Source organism: Sphingobium sp. B2D3A (genome assembly GCF_025961795.1).
GTDB lineage: Bacteria > Pseudomonadota > Alphaproteobacteria > Sphingomonadales > Sphingomonadaceae > Sphingobium.
This window is the reverse complement of the sequence record NZ_JAOQOI010000001.1, coordinates 706,445-725,918: the sequence shown is the minus strand read 5'-3', so window position 1 is coordinate 725,918 and position 19,474 is coordinate 706,445. Positions and strand designations below refer to the sequence as shown.

Annotated in this window: 18 protein-coding genes; 8 read left to right on the top strand and 10 right to left on the bottom strand. The window is 66.2% G+C overall.

Annotated features, from left to right (window positions below; genetic code table 11):
- Window positions 1-148: 148 nt before the first annotated feature.
- Window positions 149-1,192: a bifunctional DNA-binding transcriptional regulator/O6-methylguanine-DNA methyltransferase Ada gene (gene ada, locus M2337_RS03355; RefSeq protein WP_264571688.1), complete on the bottom strand. Its 1,044-nt coding sequence runs from the start codon at window positions 1,190-1,192 to the stop codon at window positions 149-151.
- Between the two features lie 199 nt (window positions 1,193-1,391).
- Here ada and M2337_RS03350 point away from each other — a divergent pair, with 199 nt between their 5' ends.
- Window positions 1,392-2,990: a S1C family serine protease gene (locus M2337_RS03350; protein ID WP_264571687.1), complete on the top strand. Its 1,599-nt coding sequence runs from the start codon at window positions 1,392-1,394 to the stop codon at window positions 2,988-2,990.
- Between the two features lie 44 nt (window positions 2,991-3,034).
- On the opposite strand, the gene rnk is transcribed toward M2337_RS03350, so the two are convergent.
- The 3 genes from rnk to M2337_RS03335 all read right to left on the bottom strand — a co-directional run bounded on the left by rnk (window position 3,035) and on the right by M2337_RS03335 (window position 4,695).
- The gene (gene rnk / locus M2337_RS03345; RefSeq protein WP_264571686.1) at window positions 3,035-3,433 is read right to left on the bottom strand and encodes a nucleoside diphosphate kinase regulator; all 399 of its coding nucleotides are present in this window, start codon (window positions 3,431-3,433) and stop codon (window positions 3,035-3,037) included.
- A 241-nt stretch (window positions 3,434-3,674) separates the two neighbouring features.
- Window positions 3,675-4,040 carry a hypothetical protein gene (locus tag M2337_RS03340; RefSeq protein ID WP_264571685.1) on the bottom strand — a complete coding sequence of 122 codons (366 nt, stop codon included), beginning with the start codon at window positions 4,038-4,040 and terminating at the stop codon, window positions 3,675-3,677.
- A 4-nt stretch (window positions 4,041-4,044) separates the two neighbouring features.
- Window positions 4,045-4,695 (bottom strand): EI24 domain-containing protein, encoded by a 651-nt coding sequence (locus M2337_RS03335; RefSeq protein ID WP_264588585.1) that lies wholly within the window; start codon window positions 4,693-4,695, stop codon window positions 4,045-4,047.
- A gap of 144 nt (window positions 4,696-4,839) precedes the next feature.
- Here M2337_RS03335 and M2337_RS03330 point away from each other — a divergent pair, with 144 nt between their 5' ends.
- A complete protein-coding gene (locus M2337_RS03330) occupies window positions 4,840-5,850 on the top strand; it encodes an adenosine kinase (RefSeq protein ID WP_413716222.1) in 1,011 nt (336 codons plus the stop codon).
- Window positions 5,851-5,879: 29 nt separating this feature from the next.
- Here M2337_RS03330 and M2337_RS03325 read toward each other — a convergent pair whose 3' ends face one another.
- Genes M2337_RS03325 through M2337_RS03305 form a run of 5 tightly spaced genes read right to left on the bottom strand, consistent with a single transcriptional unit; the run spans window position 5,880 to window position 11,217 of the window.
- A complete protein-coding gene (locus M2337_RS03325) occupies window positions 5,880-6,119 on the bottom strand; it encodes a ribbon-helix-helix domain-containing protein (protein WP_264571682.1) in 240 nt (79 codons plus the stop codon).
- 8 nt (window positions 6,120-6,127) lie between these two features.
- Window positions 6,128-6,850: an acetoacetyl-CoA reductase gene (gene phbB / locus M2337_RS03320; protein WP_181561125.1), complete on the bottom strand. Its 723-nt coding sequence runs from the start codon at window positions 6,848-6,850 to the stop codon at window positions 6,128-6,130.
- A gap of 34 nt (window positions 6,851-6,884) precedes the next feature.
- Complete coding sequence (hemH, locus tag M2337_RS03315; RefSeq protein WP_264571681.1) at window positions 6,885-7,907, bottom strand: ferrochelatase; 1,023 nt, start codon at window positions 7,905-7,907, stop codon at window positions 6,885-6,887.
- A complete protein-coding gene (locus M2337_RS03310) occupies window positions 7,904-10,183 on the bottom strand; it encodes a xanthine dehydrogenase family protein molybdopterin-binding subunit (protein ID WP_264572343.1) in 2,280 nt (759 codons plus the stop codon). The genes hemH and M2337_RS03310 overlap by 4 nt, the downstream gene beginning before the upstream one ends.
- 20 nt (window positions 10,184-10,203) lie before the next feature.
- Window positions 10,204-11,217: an Mrp/NBP35 family ATP-binding protein gene (locus M2337_RS03305; protein WP_319799457.1), complete on the bottom strand. Its 1,014-nt coding sequence runs from the start codon at window positions 11,215-11,217 to the stop codon at window positions 10,204-10,206.
- Window positions 11,218-11,341: 124 nt separating this feature from the next.
- Here M2337_RS03305 and hflK point away from each other — a divergent pair, with 124 nt between their 5' ends.
- The 4 genes from hflK to M2337_RS03285 all read left to right on the top strand — a co-directional run bounded on the left by hflK (window position 11,342) and on the right by M2337_RS03285 (window position 16,676).
- Entirely contained in the window at window positions 11,342-12,466 is a 1,125-nt protein-coding gene (gene hflK, locus M2337_RS03300; protein ID WP_181561123.1) for an FtsH protease activity modulator HflK, read from the top strand.
- Complete coding sequence (gene hflC / locus M2337_RS03295) at window positions 12,463-13,308, top strand: protease modulator HflC (protein WP_264571680.1); 846 nt, start codon at window positions 12,463-12,465, stop codon at window positions 13,306-13,308. The genes hflK and hflC overlap by 4 nt, the downstream gene beginning before the upstream one ends.
- A 151-nt stretch (window positions 13,309-13,459) precedes the next feature.
- Entirely contained in the window at window positions 13,460-14,959 is a 1,500-nt protein-coding gene (locus M2337_RS03290) for a DegQ family serine endoprotease (RefSeq protein WP_264571679.1), read from the top strand.
- A 115-nt stretch (window positions 14,960-15,074) separates the two neighbouring features.
- Entirely contained in the window at window positions 15,075-16,676 is a 1,602-nt protein-coding gene (locus M2337_RS03285) for a DUF853 domain-containing protein (RefSeq protein WP_264571678.1), read from the top strand.
- 20 nt (window positions 16,677-16,696) lie between these two features.
- Here M2337_RS03285 and queF read toward each other — a convergent pair whose 3' ends face one another.
- Entirely contained in the window at window positions 16,697-17,143 is a 447-nt protein-coding gene (queF, locus tag M2337_RS03280) for a preQ(1) synthase (RefSeq protein ID WP_264571677.1), read from the bottom strand.
- Window positions 17,144-17,218: 75 nt separating this feature from the next.
- Here queF and sseA point away from each other — a divergent pair, with 75 nt between their 5' ends.
- Window positions 17,219-18,064 (top strand): 3-mercaptopyruvate sulfurtransferase, encoded by an 846-nt coding sequence (sseA, locus tag M2337_RS03275; RefSeq protein ID WP_264571676.1) that lies wholly within the window; start codon window positions 17,219-17,221, stop codon window positions 18,062-18,064.
- Window positions 18,061-19,305 (top strand): cystathionine beta-lyase, encoded by a 1,245-nt coding sequence (gene metC, locus M2337_RS03270; RefSeq protein WP_264571675.1) that lies wholly within the window; start codon window positions 18,061-18,063, stop codon window positions 19,303-19,305. The genes sseA and metC overlap by 4 nt, the downstream gene beginning before the upstream one ends.
- The last annotated feature ends 169 nt before the right edge of the window (window positions 19,306-19,474 follow it).

Below are 19,474 nucleotides of genomic sequence, written 5' to 3'. Positions count from 1 at the left end.
GCTGAATCCGGCCAGTTGTTAGGCAATGGCGACAAGTTGAACGGAAAATTTACTTGGCGGCCGGCGCGTAAGGTAATGAGTTTTCATTGTTTTTTCGCCACTGATCTATTGGGGGCCGACTCTATCCTCATGTGCCCCCAGTAAAGTCCTACTTCTGCCGTTTTTCCTTCTCCAGGAGGACCGTCTTTCGATCCGTCCCATAGGCATAACCGCCCAATCCGCCATCGCTGCGCAGAACCCGGTGGCAGGGAATGAGCACCGCCAGCTTGTTATCACCACAGGCCGACCCCGCCGCGCGGACGGCAGCCGGCTTGCCGACCGCTGCTGCGATCTGCGTGTAAGTGCGCGTTTCACCAATGGGAATCGCCCGTAAGGCCGCCCATACCGCTTGTTGAAATGCCGTACCGGCGACATCGACCGGCAGATCGACCGCGCGTGTGGGATCGTCGACCAGCGCCACGACCTGCGCTACCAATGCCGCAAAATCGGCACCCCCAGCAACGATCGTCGCGCGCGGAAAATGCCGCCGCAGGTCGCTTTCGTGCTCGTCGAAGCTGATCCGGCACAGGCCCTTGTCGGTCGCCGCGACCAGCATGTCGCCCAGAGAGGTCGCCGTGACCGTGAAGCGAATCGTCACGTCCGCGCCGCCATTGCGCCAGGCGGACGGTGTCATGCCAAGTCGCGCTCGCGCGTCGGCATAAGCGCGGCTGGGTGCTTCATAGCCGGCATCGTAGATCGCATCTGTGATCCTTTCAGTCTGGTGGAGCGCGCGCGTCAGCCGGTCCGCCCGCAAACCGCGCCAGTAGGCCGCGGGCGAGACTCCGACGGCCCGCTTGAACAGGCGCTGGAAATGGTGGGGCGCATAGCCGACGGCGCCTGCCAATTCGGCCAGCGGCGGCATGACATCACCCGCTTCCAGCAATGCCAGCGCTCGTGTGACGGCAGCGCGATCCGGCGCGACATCGTCCGGCCGGCAGCGCAGGCAGGGCCGATAACCCTCCGCGCGCGCCGCGCCGCCATCGGGCAGGATCGTGACATGCTCCGGCCGGGGGCGGCGCGCAGGGCAGCTCGGGCGACAATAGATGCCGGTCGTCTTGACCGCGACGACGAAACGCCCGTCCATGCGGCGGTCGCGCGCCGCGAAGGCCGCCCATGCCGTCTCTTCATCAATGGCCGGCGCGGTGGCGGGCATAACAATTTTCCTGTCTCTTCCGCAATCGAGCGGGGGCTATCCGATGTAAGCGGGCCGGTCATGCTCACGCAAGGCGCGGGGTCAGCGGCGGGTCCTTGTCGCACCGGCAATGCGGGCAAGCTTCCCGTAAATTGCTTTCAAAGCGCCTGGACCGTGAAAACCTCTGTCGAGAGCTCGAAGGGCGCGTTAAAGGTTCCCAATGATCAAGCCTCGCACCGGACTGTTCGGTTCCTTCAAAGCGGTCCTCGCCCTTGCGCTGCTGCTGCCTCTTGCCCTGACGCCGGCACGGGCAGATGTGCAGGACATCGCCGCCGCCTCGCGCAGCGTCGTGCGGGTGGCGCTGGTGGCGACGGACGGCCAGAATGCCTATTTCGTGGGCCATGGCAGCGGCGTCATGATCGCGCCGGGCCGCGTGCTCACCAACGCCCATGTCGTCGAACTCGCCCGCAGTGAATCCAACATCGTCATCGGCATCATCCCCTCCGAGGGCACGAATAGCTATGGCGGCCGCATCCTGGCCTATTCGCCGGGCAATGATCTGGCCTTGCTGGCGGTCGACGATGCCCCGTCGATCCCCATCGCGACCTTCCTGGCCGGCCCGGTGGAAGACGGCACGCGGGTGACCGCCATTGGCTATCCCGGCTCGGTCGATCGCGCGCAGGGCATGAGCATTGAGGATATCATTCGCCCGATGAGCGCCGTCCGCACCTCTGGCAATGTCTCGGCAGGGCGCGCCTCCCGCCAGTTCGACACCGTGTTGCACACCGCGCCACTGGCGGCGGGAAACAGTGGCGGGCCGCTGGTGGACGATTGCGGCCGCGTCATCGGCATCAACAGCTTTGGCTCGCTCTCGGACGGCAGCGACGCCGAATATGGCTTTGCGGTATCGACGCGCGAGATTGCGAGCTTTCTGCGGCAGGCCAATGTTCAGGTGCGCCGATCGAGCGAAACCTGCCGATCCATGGCGGAAATCGACGCGGCCCAGCAGGCCGCCGACGAGCGCGCTCGGGCCGAGGCGGCGCGGCGGCAGAACGAAGCCGCCCTGAAAGACCGCGAACGCGCCATCGCCGCGCGCGAGCAGGCCCAGCAGCAGGTCATCGCCCGGCGCGAGAACATGATCGCCATCGCCGCGCTGCTTCTCGCCGCTGCGGCGCTCACCGGTGGTGCCGCGGTACTGGGCCAGTCGCGCGGCAACATCCGCCACGCCCGGCGCTTTGGCGGGGCGGCAGGCGTGCTGCTGCTGGCTGCAGTGCTGACCTTCGCGCTCCGACCGAGTTTCGACAGCGCCGACGCACCGACCGAGCCGCTGCCGGATGCCGGCAATGCGGTCGGCAATGACATGGACGGCGCGGCGTCGGCCGAAAGCGGTCGCTGGCTATGCCGGCTCGAACCAGGGCTGAGCCGGGTGACCGTCTCGGAAACGGCGGACCTGAGCTTTACTTGGACGCCGCAGGGGTGCCTCGACGGGCGCACCCAGTTCCAGAATGGCGCGACCGGCTGGTCCCGCGCCCTCGTGCCGGCTGACGAGGCCGCTGTTTCGGTGCGGCGCTTCGACCCCGGTATCGGCCGCTACCGCACCGATAACTATCTCGTGAGCGCGCAGAGCGCCGCCGAGATGCGCGCGCTGCGGGACAAGATCGGCTGGTCCGGCTGCTCGAGCGACCCAGAGCGGCTCGCCAAGCTGATGCAGATTCAGGGCGAGATCGAGGCGCGGCTGCCATCCAGCCCGAACGAGCGCCTCGTCTATCGCTGCGAGCGGCAGGTGCCCAAGACGGCGGGACCAGGCACAGCGCCCTAAGTCCCGACGCCCTGTCCCGACGCCCGGCCTGCCCACATGGCGCTTCAGTGGCTGACGGACTGGATGCGCAGCCGCCGCCGCTTGCCGCTGCGATCCGGCCAGTTGATCGACTGACCCTCGCGCAGGCCGATCAGCGCCGCGCCGATCAGGGTGAGGATGGAGACGCGGCCGGCATTGATGTCCGCCTCGCCGGGATAGACGAGCTGGACAGACCGTTCGGCGCCGCTTTCTTCGTCGATGAACGCCACCGTGGATTGCATCCTGACGACATCGGGGCCGATCTGGCTGGCGGTCTTCACCGTCGCGCGCCCGACTTCATCGAGTAACAAGGCGCTGACCTCGGGAAACCGGTCTTCGGCGCCGAGCGCAAGTTCGGTCAGGCGATCGGCTTCGGTGTCGATCATATGGATGGCCGGCCTGCGGCCCGCCTGTGTGCTGGTCATGGATGGATCTTTCAAGATGGAGGGCCAGCGCCACCTAGGGGGGACGCTGGGCAAGATGCGCGAATTCACCCCGACAGTCGGGGCGAGACGCGCCGACTCCCGGGGCTATCGTCCCGTGAGGATCTGACCTCGATAAGATCGGTTGCCCGACAGGCAACAAGGCTGGCCAACATGCTCAGTCATGCCTGCAAGCTGTCATTGCCTGATCGGGAAGTCAATCGATGCGCCCCGGCGCGCCATCCTACCGCCTGCGGAGCAGGCCTGCGCAGGCAGCGGCGTCCATGTCATCGCCCGCGCTGTTGCGTGCATCGACATGCGTCACAACGGGCTCCCGATTCGCGGCCGGGGGATAAAGATAGGCATCCAGCACGCACTGGCCATTGGCGAACTGCAGCTTGCGCACCGCAGGATCCCGAATGTCCAGCCGAGGCTCCCCGAAGAGGCGTTGCAGGCCTCGCGCATCCGCGCCGACGATGCCGCCCGGCTGGGGCCGCTTGGCAGGGGCATAGCCGACCGCGGGCGCTTGGCCGCCGGTCTGCGGGACCAGCGACGCGCCGCAGCCGGAGAGCAGCAGGGCAAGCAGGGGAAAGCCAAAGCGCAAGAGCATCTGTTCAGATCTTCCGCCGCGCATGAAACATGTGTGCGGCCATAGCCACGCTCCAGATCGGCGCCAACAGGTTCACGACGGGTGGCAGGAATAGAAGCGCCGAAACGAAGCCGAGCTGCCAGCGCTGACCAGCCGTGAATGCCGGGAGGCCCGGATGCCTGCCCTCGATCAGCTCGGCAAGATCGCGGCCGAGCAAATAGGCATTGAGGATGAGAAACAGGATCGGCGCGCCGACGCCTGTGACCAGCAGCGCTACATAGAGCGGCAGCACCGCCAGATTCCAGCCGACCGCGCGGCCGGCCGAGCGCAAGGCGATCCGCATTCCAGTGGCGAAAGGCACGGCCGCCGCCTGCGCATGGCGTGTGGGATAGTCCGTCTGCTCGACCACCGCCACGATGCGATCCGCATAGAGTCCAACGATGGCGATGGCCACGGCGCGAAACAGCAGCCAGCCGATGACCAGCGCGATTGCGACGGCGAGCGCTGCGCCGGCGAAACCGTCTGCATCCAGCCAGCCGGTCCGGGTCAGCAGCAGGCGCAATCCAAACCAGACGCCCGCGCCGATAAGCGCAAAGATCGCCACGGTGATGGCGAGACTCTGCCAGAGCACCGCGCGAATGCCGGGCAACAGGATTTGCGGGAGGGCGCGCAGCAAGGCGGGAAACACCATGGGACAGGTTTTGCCCGAGCACGCGCGGCGGTCAAGCGGCCGGCGTTCCTCATGCCCTGCCCCACGCTGCTTGCCGGGGCGAGATCAGGCGGATAAGGACGGGCTTTCTCCCGCCCTGCCTCATCCTTCATGAAGGAATGCCTCTTGTCCGAAGCTGTTCTTGATGTCGTCGCCATCGGCAATGCCATTGTCGATGTGATTTCCCAGGAAAACGATGCCTTCATCGCCAGCCGCGCGCTCACCAAGGGCGGGATGCAGCTTATCGATGCCGAGCAGGCCGAAGCGCTGTATGCCGATATGGCGAGCGGCCTTGAGATTTCCGGTGGGTCGGCGGCCAACACCCTGGCCGGGATGGCCGCGCTGGGCGGCAAATGCGGCTTCATCGGCCAGGTCGCCGACGACCAGCTCGGCCGCATCTTCGCGCATGATATTCGCGCACTGGGCATTCGCTATGAAACCGAGGTGGCAAGCGATGGCCCGCCCACGGCGCGCTGCCTCATCATGGTGACGCCCGACGCTCAGCGCACGATGAACACCTTCCTTGGCGCATCCCAGTTCCTGCCCGCGGCCGCGCTCGATCTCGACATGATTCGCTCGGCCCGCATCCTCTATCTTGAGGGCTATCTGTGGGACCCCGAGCAGCCCCGCGCCGCCATGCGCGATGCCATCGCCGCCGCGCGCGAGGCGGGCCGCGAGGTGGCCTTCACGCTGTCCGACGCCTTCGTCATCGAGCGGCATCGCGAGGATTTCATCAGCCTGATCGACGGCGGGATGATCGACATTCTCTTCTCCAACGAAACCGAGATCTGCTCGCTGGCGCAAACGCAGGACTGCGAAAAGGCCATTGCGCGCTTTGCGGACAAGCTGCCGACGCTGATCGTCACCCGCAGCGAGAAGGGCGCCATCGCCATCCAGAACGGCGCCCGCTATGAGGTGGCAGCCGCGCCCGTCGAGCGGGTGATCGACACGACCGGCGCGGGCGATCTCTTCGCCGCTGGCTTCCTGACCGGCCATGTGCGTGGGCAGGACCCGACGACCTGCCTCACGCTCGGCGCCATCGCCGCTGCAGAGGTCATCTCGCATTATGGCGCGCGGCCCGAGGCCGATCTCAAGGACCTGGCTGGCACCCTGCTCGCCTGAGGCTAGGCAAGCGCGGGAACGCCCGGCGCTTACCTTGCGCGCACCAGCAACCAGCACCGGATCGCGCTGGCGAGATTGGGTGGCTCGCTCTGTTGAATCCGCTCGGCATCGATGCGGGCGACCAGCGCGCTGAGCGGCAGGTCCGCTGCGCGGGCGCTGTCTTCCAGCGCCCGCCAGAAGACAGGCTCCAGGCTGATCGAGGTCGTGTGGCCGGCAATGGTCATGCTGCGCTTGACCGGGCCAGCATAAAGCGGTGGCGTCTCTTCCACCGCCCGGCTCAATACATGTGCTGGCCGCCGTTGATCGACAGGGTCGATCCGGTCACGAACCCGGCATCCTCGCTGCACAGGAAGGCCACACCGCGCGCGATCTCTTCCGCATGGCCCAGACGCCCGACGGGAATGCGCGCCACGATCTTCTCCAGCACTGCGGCCGGCACGGCCGCGACCATGTCGGTATCGATATAGCCCGGCGCGATCGCGTTGACGGTGACGCCATATTTGGCGCCTTCCTGCGCCAGCGCCTTGGTGAAGCCGTGGATGCCCGACTTGGCGGCGGCATAGTTCACCTGGCCATATTGGCCGGCTTGCCCATTGATCGATCCGATGTTGACGATGCGACCCCAGCCCCGCTCGCGCATGCCGGGAAAGGTGGCCTTGGCCATGTTGAAGCAGCCGCCGAGGTTGATGCGCATCACCTCGTTCCAGTCCTCGAAGCTCATCTTCATGAGCACGCCGTCTCGCGTGATGCCGGCGTTGTTCACGACAACGTCGATCGGACCAAGGTCGGACGCGACCTGGGCGCAGCCATCGAGGCAGGCCTGATGGTCACCCACGTCCCACGCGTAGGACCGAATGCCGGTCTTGTCCGTGAAGGCCTTGGCGCGCTCGCTATTGCCCGCATAGTTGGCAGCGACCTCAAACCCCTTTTCGCGCAGTGCCAGACTGATTGCTTCGCCGATGCCGCGGGTTCCGCCGGTCACGATCGCTACTCTGCTCATTCAATGCCTCTCCTGCGCGTCATCAAGGGTTCGGTCAAATGCTGGACGGCTCCACCCAGCCGGCAAGTTCTCGCCCGAGAAGCTGCCGATACATGGCAATAGCGTCCGCCTGAGCGTTAAGACAGGGCAAAAAGGCGAAATGCTCGCCACCCGCGGCGACGAAGCTCTCCTTGCCGCGCAGGGCGATTTCCTCGAGCGTCTCCAGGCAGTCCGCCGAGAAGCCGGGCGTCATCACCGCGACCGAGCGCACGCCCTGGCCGGGCAGTCCCTCAAGCACGGTGTCCGTCGCCGGCTCCAGCCATTTGGCGGGGCCGAAGCGGGACTGGAAGGTGACGATGATCTCACGCCCGAGCGCCTCGCCGAGCAGACGCGCCGTCTCCACGCACTGCGCATAATAAGGATCGCCCAGTTCGCGGGTGCGCTTGGGCATGCCGTGGAAGCTCACCAGCAGGCGATCCGGGGCGAATGGCAGGGCCGCCAACTGGCTTTGCGTGCGGGCGCGCAATGCCTCGATATAGGCGGGATCGTCGAAATAGGGCGGCAGGGTGCGGATGGCGGGCTGCCACCGCATCGCTTCCAACGCCTGACCGACTGCATCCATCACGCTCGCCGTCGTGGCGCCACAATATTGGGGATAGAGCGGGGCGATGAGAATGCGCTCATGGCCGCTCTCTTTCAGTGCGGTCAGCCGGTCGGCGATGGATGGCGCGCCATAGCGCATCGCCCAGTCGACCGTGATCGCGTCCTCCCAGATGACCCGCAAGCCCCGCGCCGTATCCCGCGTGTGCATCGCCAGCGGAGAGCCATCGTCCGTCCACACCTGCTGATAGGCATGCGCCGACTTGCGCGGGCGCACATTGAGCACGACACCGCGCAAGATCGGCTGCCAGACTGCCTGCGGAATCTCGACGACCCGCGGATCGGACAGGAACTCGCGCAGATAGCGCTTCACCGCTGCGGGCGTCGGCGCATCAGGGGTGCCGAGATTGACGACCAGCACGGCCACCCGGCCCCCGCCGGCGCCAATGGCGCTGCCCGTCATCTGCGATTCGTTCATCCATCCTCTCCCATGACCGGCAAGCGACGGTAGCGCCGCCCCGTGACCGTCGCCAACGCACTGGCGAGCGCTGGCGCAACCGCCGGCACGCCGATTTCCCCAAGGCCGGACTGGGTCGCGCTGCTGTCGATGAATTCCACGCTCACCTCCCCCACATCCGCCATGCGCGGCAGGGCATAATCGCCAAGCTGCAGACCGGCTGGCAACGATCCGGCATAGGCCGGCGCGCCACCGAGCGCCATGGCGAGGCCGAAGATCAGCCCCCCTTCGATCTGCTGACGGGCGATCCCCGGATTGATCAGCTTCCCGCAATCGGCGACCGCGCAGATTTTCTTCACCGCGACCCGTCCCTGCGACAAGCCGGCCTCCACCAGCACCGCGATGTGGCCGCCAGCCATGCTGTGGCAGGCGATGCCCTGACCGCTGCCCGGCACGCCGCCCTGCCAATCGCCAAGCGCGGTGACGGCGGTGAGGCATTGCGCCAGACGGGGATTGTTGCCGAGCAACTGCATCCGGAAGGAAAGCGGCTCGACCTGCGAGACCACCGCCAGTTCGTCGATGAAGCTCTCGGAAAAGAAGCAGCCATAGCTGTCCGCATTGCCTCGCCAGCGACCCGTCGCCAGCGCGAGGTCGGCGGGGAAATGATCCACCGCGAAATTGGGAATCGCATAGGGCAGGTCCATGCCGGAGACAGCCAGAGCATCGGCCTTGTTTGCTGTGTCGGCCCGCGCTTGCGCGCGCGTGCGCCCATGCGCGATCCGTCGCCACTGCTGGGCCAGCGTGGCGGGTGCCGCAACCTTCGCGGACCAGCCCTCGATCAGACCGGTCGGCCCCAGCTTGGCAACCATCCGCGCGCGGGCCGGCGGCCGCGGATAATCGCGGATGATGTCCTCCGCGCGGGACCACATGAGTTGCACCGGCGCATTGGCGGCGCGGGCGATGAGCGCTGCCTGGACTCCGGCATCGACCTCCATCTTCAGCCCGAAAGAGCCGCCCGCGAACAAGGGATAAATGGTCACGTCGCGGGCTGACACGCCCAGTGCCTTTGCCACGGCATCGCGGGCCAGTGTCGGGGCCTGCGTCGGCATCCACAGCTCCACGCCCTCCGGCCGTACGCGCGCCGTCGCCGCCATGGGTTCGAGCGCGAGATGCAGCGCTGGCGCCACATCGTAGACGGCGCTGACGACCTGCGCACCGGCAAAGACCGGCTCCAGATCACCCCGGCGGAAATAGCGCCCGCCTTGGCCGCTCTCGAACGCGGCTTCCAGCGCGGTATCGATGACTGCATCGTCCAGCTCCGGCCCATCGAGCCGGAACACGGGATCGAGCCGGCTCAACGCCTGATTCGCCGCCCACCAGGTACGGCCGGTCACCGCGACCCAGCCTGCCTCCCGCACGATGTCGATCATGCCAGGCACCGCGCGCGCCGCCGCCTCGTTGATCGATTCGAGCGCGACGGCGTTGACAGGCCCCTGCCGAATCGAGGCGTAGATCATGTCCGGCAACCGGATGTCGGCCGCATAATTGGCCGATCCGTCGATCTTCGCCGGCACATCCAACCGGGGCGCTTCGGTGCCGATCAAGGCATCCTCGCGCCCTTCTGGCCGGAAGGGCAGCGCCTCGGGCGGCGTGAAAGCGCCGGCCTCCTCGGCCAGCGCGCCGATCCGCGCCTTGTTCGTCCCATCGCTGACAATCCCCGCGACAATGTCGCAGCTTTCCCAGCCGACGCCCCAGCGATCGGCCGCCGCCATGCAGAGCAGCACCCGCGCGGTTGCACCGGCCTCGCGCAAGGCGTCGCGGAAATTGGCAACCGAGGTCGCCCCGCCCGTCAGGACCAGATTATACCGACGCGCATATTCCTCGATCGCCCGATCGCTGAAATCCCCGAACTGCTCGGTGACCGGCCCGGAGAACCATTGCCGCAGGAGCGTGGGATTGGCGTAAAGCGGTCCGGGCGGGGCGGGCTGGACCGCGACGGTGCGCCAGTCAGCGCCGAGTTCATCCGCAACGAGTTGCGCGAACAGCGTGAAGACGCCCTGCCCCAGCTCAGCTTGCGGCACCATGACGATGACCTGCCCATTCCGGTCGATCTTCAGGAACGCGCCGAACGCGGTCTCGCTCTCCGTTGCATCCGCGGTTTGCGCGTAGTCGCGCGGCCAGAGCCCCCAGGCCAGGGCCAGTCCGCCGCCCGCCGCCGCCCCGATCAGGAGCGTTCGGCGGTTTATGGATGAACGAACCCCCTTGCCGGACTTCTCTGCGCCGCCGCCGCTGCCCATCCTGTTGCGCGGCGTCCGCATCAACCGGCCGTAGCGCCCGACCCGTTTCGATCGAGCCAGCGGGCGACGCGCTCGGCAATGGCGCGGAACGGCTGGCCAGCCACGCCCTCATCCGCAGCGGGCGGTTTGCCGGCATCCGATGCGGTGCGGACTGCGATATCCAGCGGCACGCGCCCGAGGAACGGCAAGCCCATTTGCGCGGCGCTCGCTTCTGCTCCGCCGGACCCGAACGGATCGGACACCTCGCCGCAATGCGGGCAGACATAGCCTGCCATATTTTCCACCATGCCGATCACCGGCACCTTTGCCTGATCGAAGAAGCTCACCGCGCGCGTCGCGTCGATCAGCGCCAGATCCTGCGGCGTGGAGATGATCACCGCCCCGGCAGGCTTGTAGCGCTGGATCATGGTAAGCTGCACGTCGCCTGTGCCCGGTGGCAAATCCACCACCAGAAGATCGATGCCCTGCCAGTCCGCATCCAGCAACTGCCCGAGTGCATTGCCGGCCATCGGCCCACGCCAGGCAATCGCCTGCCCCTTTTTGGCCAGATGCCCCATGGACAGCATCGGGATGCCATAGGCGTTCTGGACCGGGAACAGGCGGTTGCCTTCCGCCTTGGGTTTGGCATCCTCGCTGTCCAGCAAACGAGGCAGCGACGGGCCATAAATGTCCGCATCCACCATGCCGACACGCTTGCCGAGCGCCTTGAGCGCGACGGCGAGGTTCACCGAGAGCGTCGACTTGCCGACGCCGCCCTTGCCCGACCCCACCGCAATGATCGTGGGGCGCGCGGCGCGTTCCGCCGTCATCGCGACCCGGACATCCTCCAGACCGAATTCGCTCGTTCCCGCCGCGACGAGCTGCGCGGCGAGGGAATCGCGCTGCTCCGCGTCCAGCCCGCTCACATCCAGCACCAGGCTGAGGACATTGTCGCGCAGGCGAAGTCCCCCGGCGCGGCCCGCGGCTAGGCCTTCGATCCGGGCGGTGAGAGCGGGAGGAAGGGCGGACGCATCATCGATCGGAGAGTCAGTCATGCGGGCGCTCTAGAACATGCCGACTGTTTTGTGAATCGAAGAGCGCCCGAATACGCCCTCACCAAGGGGCAATTATCGCAGCACGGCCCTGTATTTCCGCAAAGACCGTCCCTATAACCACGGCATGAGTAAGGAATTGATGGAAAATCCCGGCCAGACTTTGCCAATGAGCGAAGGTGGTCCTTGGGGCACGCAGGGCGAGGAGCCGTCTTCCGGCAAGGGCAAGGAAGGTCCGCGCAACCCGTGGACCCCACCGCCCCGGGATGACAGAGGTGGCGCGGATTCGCGCGGCCCGAGCGCAATCGATGAGTTGATGCGCCGCGCGCGGGACAGCTTCGGCGGCCAGGGTGGCGGCACGCCACGCAGCCCCGGCGGGCGCGCGATCTGGTTCTATGCCGCCATCGCCATCGTCGTGCTGTGGATTGCCACCACCAGCATTCACAGGATCGGCCCGCAGGAGCGCGGCATCGTCTCCATCCTGGGCAGCTACAGCCGCACCCTTGGCCCCGGCATCAACTGGTCGCTGCCCGCCCCGCTCGAAAATGTGACCATCCTCGACGTCGAAGAGATCCGCACGGTCGATCTCGGCTCGGCGGGCGATGAATCCGAGAAGCTGGTTCTCACCGGCGACCAGAACATCATCAATCTGGGCTATTCTGTCCGCTGGAATATCCGCGACCCGCAGCAATATCTCTTCCAGATCGCCAATCCCGAGGAAACGATCACCGCCGTTTCCGAATCCGCCATGCGCGCAGTGGTGGCGACGGTCTCGCTGACCGACGCACTCGGCGCCGGACGTAATGCGATCGAGGCACAGGTGCAGGAGCGGATGCAGCAGATTCTCGACAGCTACGGCGCGGGCGTGCGCATTCAGGGCGTCGCCATCAAGCAGGCCGATCCGCCAGCCGCCGTGAACGATGCCTTTAAGGAAGTCAGTGCGGCGCAGCAGGCAGCCGAAACCTATCTCAATCAGGCCCGCGCCTATGCGCAGCAGCTCTCTGCCCGCTCACAGGGTGAGGCCGCCGCGTTCGACAAGGTGTATGAGGAATATCGCCTTGCACCCGACGTGACGCGTCGCCGCATGTATTATGAAACCATGGAAAGTGTGCTCTCCGGCGTGAACAAGACCATTGTCGAAACCCCCGGTGTGACGCCCTATCTGCCGCTCCCAGCCCTTCGCCCCCGCGCGAATGTGAGTGTGGAGACGCCCGCACAGCCGCAAGCCCAGCAGCAGGGAGGAGCACAATGAACCTCTCCTTGCGCAACCCCATCCTGCTGGCCGTTCTGGCGACTGTCGGCCTGATCCTGCTGGCCAGCACCTTCTCGATCGTCCCGGAAACCAAGCAGGCCGTCGTGCTGCGCTTCGGCGAACCGGTCCGCATCTACAATGCCTACAAGCCCAATGAGGTGTTCGGGAACACCGGTGCCGGCCTCAAGGTCCGGCTGCCGTTCGTCGATCAGGTCGTGTGGATCGACAAGCGCGTGCAGTCGGTCGCCATGGAGCGCCAGCAGGTGCTCTCCACCGATCAGCTGCGTCTGCAGGTCGATGCCTTTGCACGCTACCGCATCGTCGACCCCCGACGCATGTTCATCTCGGCCGGTAGCGAGACCCGAGTTGAGGACGCGCTGCGCCCGATCCTGGGTTCGGCCCTGCGTAACGAGCTGGGCCGCCGCCGCTTCGACCTGTTGCTCAGCCCGGAACGCAGCGAGGTGATGAACAACATCACCGCCAGCCTGAACCGGGTCGCGCGGCAGTATGGCGCCGAGATCATCGACGTGCGGATCATGCGCGCTGACCTGCCCGACGGCACGCCGCTGCAGAGCGCGTTCCAGCGGATGCGCACCGCGCGCGAGCAGGAGGCTCTGACCATCCGCGCAGAAGGCGCCCGGCGCGCCCAGCTGATCCGCGCCGATGCCGATGCCGCCGCAGCCAAGGTCTATGCCGCCAGCTTCGGCAAGGATGCGCAGTTCTACGATTTCTATCGCGCCATGCAGTCCTACCGGACGACCTTTGCCGAAACGGCGCCGGGCGAAACCAGCGCCGTCCTGTCCACGGACAACGACTATCTCCGCCAGTTCCGGGGGCGCTAAGGCTGATTGAGGGCGCGGCGTCTTTACGTCGCGCCCTGACCATTCAATGCCCGTTCATCCGGGCGATTCCATGGCCGGTGGGTCACTCCCCGGCTCCGGGCCTTCCGTTCCGGAACGCCCGGCGAAAGATGAAGAGAAGAGGAACATCTTCGTGCGCTACGCTTATGCTATTACCGCAGCCCTCCTCCTCGGCGGCACCGCCATTGCCCTGACATCCAATTCATCCACCGTCGTCGCGCAGACCGCGCAGAACGAGAATATGGCCGCAGCCGCGCCGCGCGGCGCGCCAATGAGCTTCGCCGACATGGCGCAGCGCCTGCAGCCGGCCGTGGTGAATATTTCCACCCGCCAGCGCGTGCAGGTGCAGAACCCGTTCGCAGGCACGCCGTTCGGTGCCCTGTTCGGCTCGGGCGACCAGCCCCAGACTCGCCAGGCGCAGTCGCTCGGCTCGGGCTTCATCATCTCGGCAGATGGTTATGTGGTCACCAACAATCATGTGATCGCGCCGGGTGCGCGGGGCGCACGGGTCGACTCGATCACCGTCACGCTCCCCGACCGCACGGAATATGAGGCCAAGCTGATCGGCACCGATCCGCGCTCGGACCTTGCCGTGCTCAAGATCTCCACCACCAAGCCACTGCCCTTCGTGAAGTTCGGCGACTCGACCCGTGCCCGCGTCGGTGATTGGGTGATCGCCATCGGCAATCCCTTCGGCATCGGCAGCACGGTCACCGCCGGGATCATCTCGGCGCTCCACCGTAACACCGGCGGGGGCGAGCGCTTCATCCAGACCGACGCGTCGATCAACCAGGGCAATAGCGGCGGCCCGATGTTCGACATGAACGGCAATGTGATCGGCATCAACAGCCAGATCCTCTCGCCCACCGGCGGCAACATCGGCATCGGCTTTGCGATCCCGGCCGAGCAGGCTGTCCCGATCATTGAGACGCTGCGGAAGGGCCAGACGATCACGCGCGGCTATCTCGGCATCCAGATCGGCCAGCTTTCCGAAGACATGGCCGATTCGCTCGGCCTGCCCCGCAACCGCGGCGAGTTCGTGCATGGCGTCGAGCCGGGCCGCGCTGCCGACAAGGCCGGCATCAAGGCTGGCGATGTCATCGTGAAGGTCAACGATCGCGAGGTGAACCCGGACGAGACGCTGTCCTACATCGTCGCCAATCTGCCGGTTGGCTCCAGCGTGCCGATCGAGCTGATCCGCAATGGCAAGCGCATGACCATTCGCGCGACGATCGAGGAGCGTCCGGCGGAAGAGGAACTGGCCAACTTCAGCCAGCCGGCCGAGGACGATTTCTCGGACCAGGATGCCCAGGCCACCAAGGAAGCCTCGCAGCAATTGCTTGGCATCGCCGTCCAGTCGCTGACGCCCGCCATCGCCCGCCAGCTTGGCGTGCCGGCGGATACGCGCGGCGTGGTGGTGACGGCTGTCGACCCCGCGACCGACGCCGGACAGAAGGGGCTGCGCCGTGGCTTCGTCATTACCACGGCCAATGGCCAGCCGGTCACCAGCGAGGCGGAACTGGGCAAGGCCGCGCAGGCCGCCAAGGATGCCGGCCGCAACGCCGTGCTCCTGCAGGTGGTCCGCCGCGGATCGCCGCCGGCCTTCGTGCCGATCCGCCTGCGCGGCATGTAAAAGCGGGCATCCCGACAGAGTGAAAGGGCGCGATGACCTCGCGCCCTTTTCTGTTTGTGCCGCTTTTCTTGCTCCCCTTGCCAAGCTACCTCTGGCCTGTGGTTGGAGAACGGGCATGAGCGACGACACGAGCATCTTCATTGGCCAAAGTCTCGACGGCGAACCGCAGCGTCTGGTCCTGCGTCGCGCCAACCGGCACGGCCTGATTGCCGGCGCGACCGGAACCGGCAAGACGGTGACACTGCAGGGGCTGGCCGAGAGCTTTTCGGCGCAGGGCGTTCCGGTCTTTCTTGCCGATGTGAAGGGCGACCTGTCCGGCATCGCCATGGCTGGCTCGCCGACGGCAAAGAACGCCGACAAGCTGATCGCCCGCGCGCAGGAAATCGGCATGGCTGACTATGCCTTCTCGGACAATCCGGCGATCTTCTGGGATCTTTATGGCGAACAGGGCCATCCGGTCCGCGCCACCATTTCCGAAATGGGGCCGTTGCTGCTCGCCCGGCTGATGGGGCTGAACGAAACGCAGGAAGGCGTGCTGACCATCGCCTTCCGCTATGCGGATGATGAAGGGCTGCTCCTGGTCGACCTGGGCGATCTGCAGGCGATGCTGGCTTATTGCGCTGACAATGCCGACATGCTCACCAGCCGCTATGGAAATGTGACCAAGGCCAGCGTGGGCGCCATCCAGCGCCAGCTTTTGCAGCTCGAATCGCAGGGTGGCGACAAATTCTTCGGCGAGCCCGCGCTGGAGATCAGCGACCTGATCCGCACCGATGAGAAGGGCCGCGGGTTCATCAACATCCTCGCCGCCGACAAGCTGATGCGCAGCCCGAAGCTGTATGCGACCTTCCTGCTCTGGCTGCTGTCCGAGCTCTTCGAGACGCTGCCGGAAGTCGGCGACCCTGCAAAACCCGTGCTCGTCTTCTTCTTCGATGAAGCGCATCTGCTGTTCGACGATGCGCCCAAGGCGCTGGTCGACAAGATCGAGCAGGTTGTGCGCCTGATCCGCTCCAAGGGCGTGGGCGTGTATTTCGTGACGCAGAACCCTATCGACGTGCCGGAGGATGTGGCGGGGCAACTCGGCAACCGAGTGCAACATGCCCTGCGCGCCTTCACCCCGCGTGAGCAGAAGGCGATCAAGGCCGCCGCCGAGACGTTCCGCGCCAATCCCGCTCTGAACGTCGAAACCGCGATCATCGAACTGCGCGTGGGCGAGGCGCTCGTTTCCCTGCTGCAGGAAGATGGCGCGCCCTCTATGGTCCAGCGGACGCTGATCGCGCCACCGCGCTCACGGTTGGGCGTGCTAGAGCCCAAGGAGCGCGCGATCATCCAGTCCATTTCGCCCTGTGACGGCAAATATGACGAGGCGATCAATCGCGAATCCGCCGAGGAAATCCTGCTGGCTCGCACGCAGGCGGCAGCTGCCGCCGCAGACGCAGCCAAGGCACAGGCCGAGGCGGACAAGGCAGCCGCGCAGCAGGCCAGGCTGGAAGCCAAACAGCGCGAGGCAGAAGCCCGTGCTCAGGCACGAGAAGCTGCCAAGCCGAGCAATCTCGACCGCGCCATCCAGTCCGCGACGCGCTCGGCCGCTTCATCGGTAGGCCGGCAGGTCGCCAATGAGATCGGAAAGGCGATTCTGGGTGGATCGAGTCACAAGAGCAGCGGCGGGCTGGTCGGGCGTCTCGTGCGCGGCGTGTTGGGCGGACTGCTTAAATAAGGGCTTGCCCCGGCGGCCGCTTAACCCCGGCCGCGATAGCCGGGGACATCCTGAGCGGGGAGCCATACGCCCTCCAGCGGCGGGCCGGACTGCCAGAACACATCGATGGGAATGCCACCACGCGGATACCAATAGCCGCCGATGCGCAGCCAGAGCGGCTGCATTTCGGCCGTCAGCCGTTCACCGATGCCGACCGTGCAATCTTCGTGGAAACCGGCATGATTGCGGAAACTGCCAAGAAACAGCTTGAGCGACTTGGATTCCACGATTGTCTCGCCCGGCACATAATCGATGACCAGATGCGCGAAATCGGGCTGGCCGGTGACGGGGCAAAGCGATGTGAACTCCGGCGCGGTGAAGCGCACCAGATAGGGCCGGCCCTTGCGGGGGTTGGGCACATAATCGAGAACGGCCTCCTCCGGGCTTGCCGGAAGGCCGCTTGTCTGACCGAGATGCTTGAGTGTCATGCCACGCGCCTTAATATGATTCGTGGCCGGCGCGAACCCCTTGCGCCAACCAACCCACCTCAAGGATGCGCCTCCATGGATATGCTGGTTTCCACCGATTGGCTCGCAAAGGCGCTCGGCGCCCCGGACCTCAAGGTCCTCGATGCCACGGCGTTCTTGCCGGGGACGCCGCGTGACCCCAAGGCCGAGTATCTGGCGCAGCATATTCCCGGCGCTTTGTTCCTCGATCTCTCGACGCTCAACGACGCGAGCGATCCGCGCCCCGCGATGGTGCCGACCCACGCCCAGTTCGCCGAGCGGATGGCCGCCCTCGGCATCGGGCAGGACGACCGCATCGTCATCTACGACAATAGCCCATTGAGCAGCGCGGGCCGGGCGTGGTGGCTCCTGCGCATCTTCGGCGCGCGTCAGGTCGCCATCTTGGATGGCGGGTTGGCGCGCTGGACCGCCGACGGCCGCCCGACCGAAGCAGGCGAGGCAGCCAGGTCGAACAACGGTGCCTTCACCGCCGCCCGCGACGACAGCGCGATTGCCAGCAAGGCCGATGTGCTCGCCAATCTGAAGAGTTGCGCCGCGCAAGTCGTGGATGCCCGCAGCGCCGACCGGTTCCGGGGCGATGCCGCCGAACCGCGCCCCGGCATGGCGGAAGGCCATATCCCCGGTTCGGCCAATCTGCCGTCAAACCTGTTGCTGGACGAACAGGGACGCTGGAAGCAGGGCAATGCGCTGCGCCAAGCCTTTGACGATGCGGGTGTCGACCTCGACAAGCCGCTGATCATGAGCTGTGGCAGCGGCGTCACCGCCTGCAATCTGGTGTTCGGCGCAGCACTGCTGGGCAAGGAGGATGTGCAGATTTACGACGGGAGCTGGTCCGAATGGGGTGCCGATCCTGCGACGCCCAAGGCGGTCGGCCCGGCATGAGCGGCACCCACGACGACGGAAAGACCGGCAAACCTCTTGGCCCCGGCACAAGACTGGTCCAGGCCGGTCGCCGCCCGGAATGGACCGGGATGCCCGGGCAACCCGGCGGGATCGTCAACCCACCCGTCTGGCGCGCATCCACCATATTGTATGAGGACGTGGCGCATCTGCGCAGCGCTTCGACCGCCGATCCGCACCGCCTCTATTATGGCCGGCGTGGCGCGCCCACGAGCTGGTCGTTGACTGAGGCCATCACCCAGTTGGAGCCGGAAGCGGCCGGCACGATGCTCTACCCCTCGGGCGTCGCCGCCATTGCCGGCGCTTTGCTCGCGGTGCTGAAGCCCGGCGACGAACTGCTGATGGTCGACAGCGTCTACGGCCCGACCCGCGCGATGTGCGATGGAATGCTGCGCGAGTTCGGCGTGCGGACGATCTATTACGATCCGCTGATCGGCGCCGATATCGCTGCGCTTTGCACCGAGCGAACCCGGGCAATCTTCCTCGAAAGCCCCGGCAGCCTGACCTTCGAGGTGCAGGATGTGCCCGCCATCGTCGCGGTGGCAAAGGCGCGCGGGATCATCACGCTGATCGACAACACCTGGGCGACACCCTTGCTGCTGCCGGCCCTCGGCCTGGGGGTCGATGTGTCGATCCTCGCCTGCACAAAGTATCTTTGCGGCCATAGTGACGTCATGATGGGGTCCGTCACCGCAAATGCTGCGCTGTGGCCCGCCATCCACAAGCGCGGCCACATGCTGGGCCAGACCGTCAGCCCGGACGATGCCTGGCTGGTGCTGCGCGGCATGCGGACGCTGGCCGTGCGCCTCAAGCATCAGGGCGAAAGCGCGCTGGCGCTGGCCCGCTGGCTGGAAGCGCGGCCCGAAGTTGCGCGCGTGCTGCACCCGGCTTTGGCATCCTGCCCCGGCCATGCAGCGTGGCGCCGCGATTTCGCCGGGAGCGCCGGCCTGTTTGCTTTCGAACTGGCGAGCAACGACGACTTGGCCCGCGCGGCCTTTATCGACGCGCTGACGTTGTTCGGCATCGGCTATAGCTGGGGCGGGTTCGAGAGCCTTGCCCTGCCAGTCGATCCCGCCAGCCTGCGCACGGCGCGACAGTGGGAGGCCAAGGGTTTGCTGGTGCGGATCAATGTTGGGCTGGAAGAGCCTGACGATCTCATCGCGGACCTCGAACAGGGGCTTGAGCGTTGGCAGCTTGCGATGGAGCACCACACCGCTCCTTGAGTCGCCCGCCGCTTGCACTGCACCCTGGCTGACCGCCCATGGGGGCACTTCGCGCCTGAGCAAGTCTGGCGAAACCTCCAGATGCACCTGCTTCCCCTACGGTTTTGGTCAATAGCCAGCGTGGCGCGGCTGCAACACTTCATGAGTTCGCAACACATATGTGCAGTTT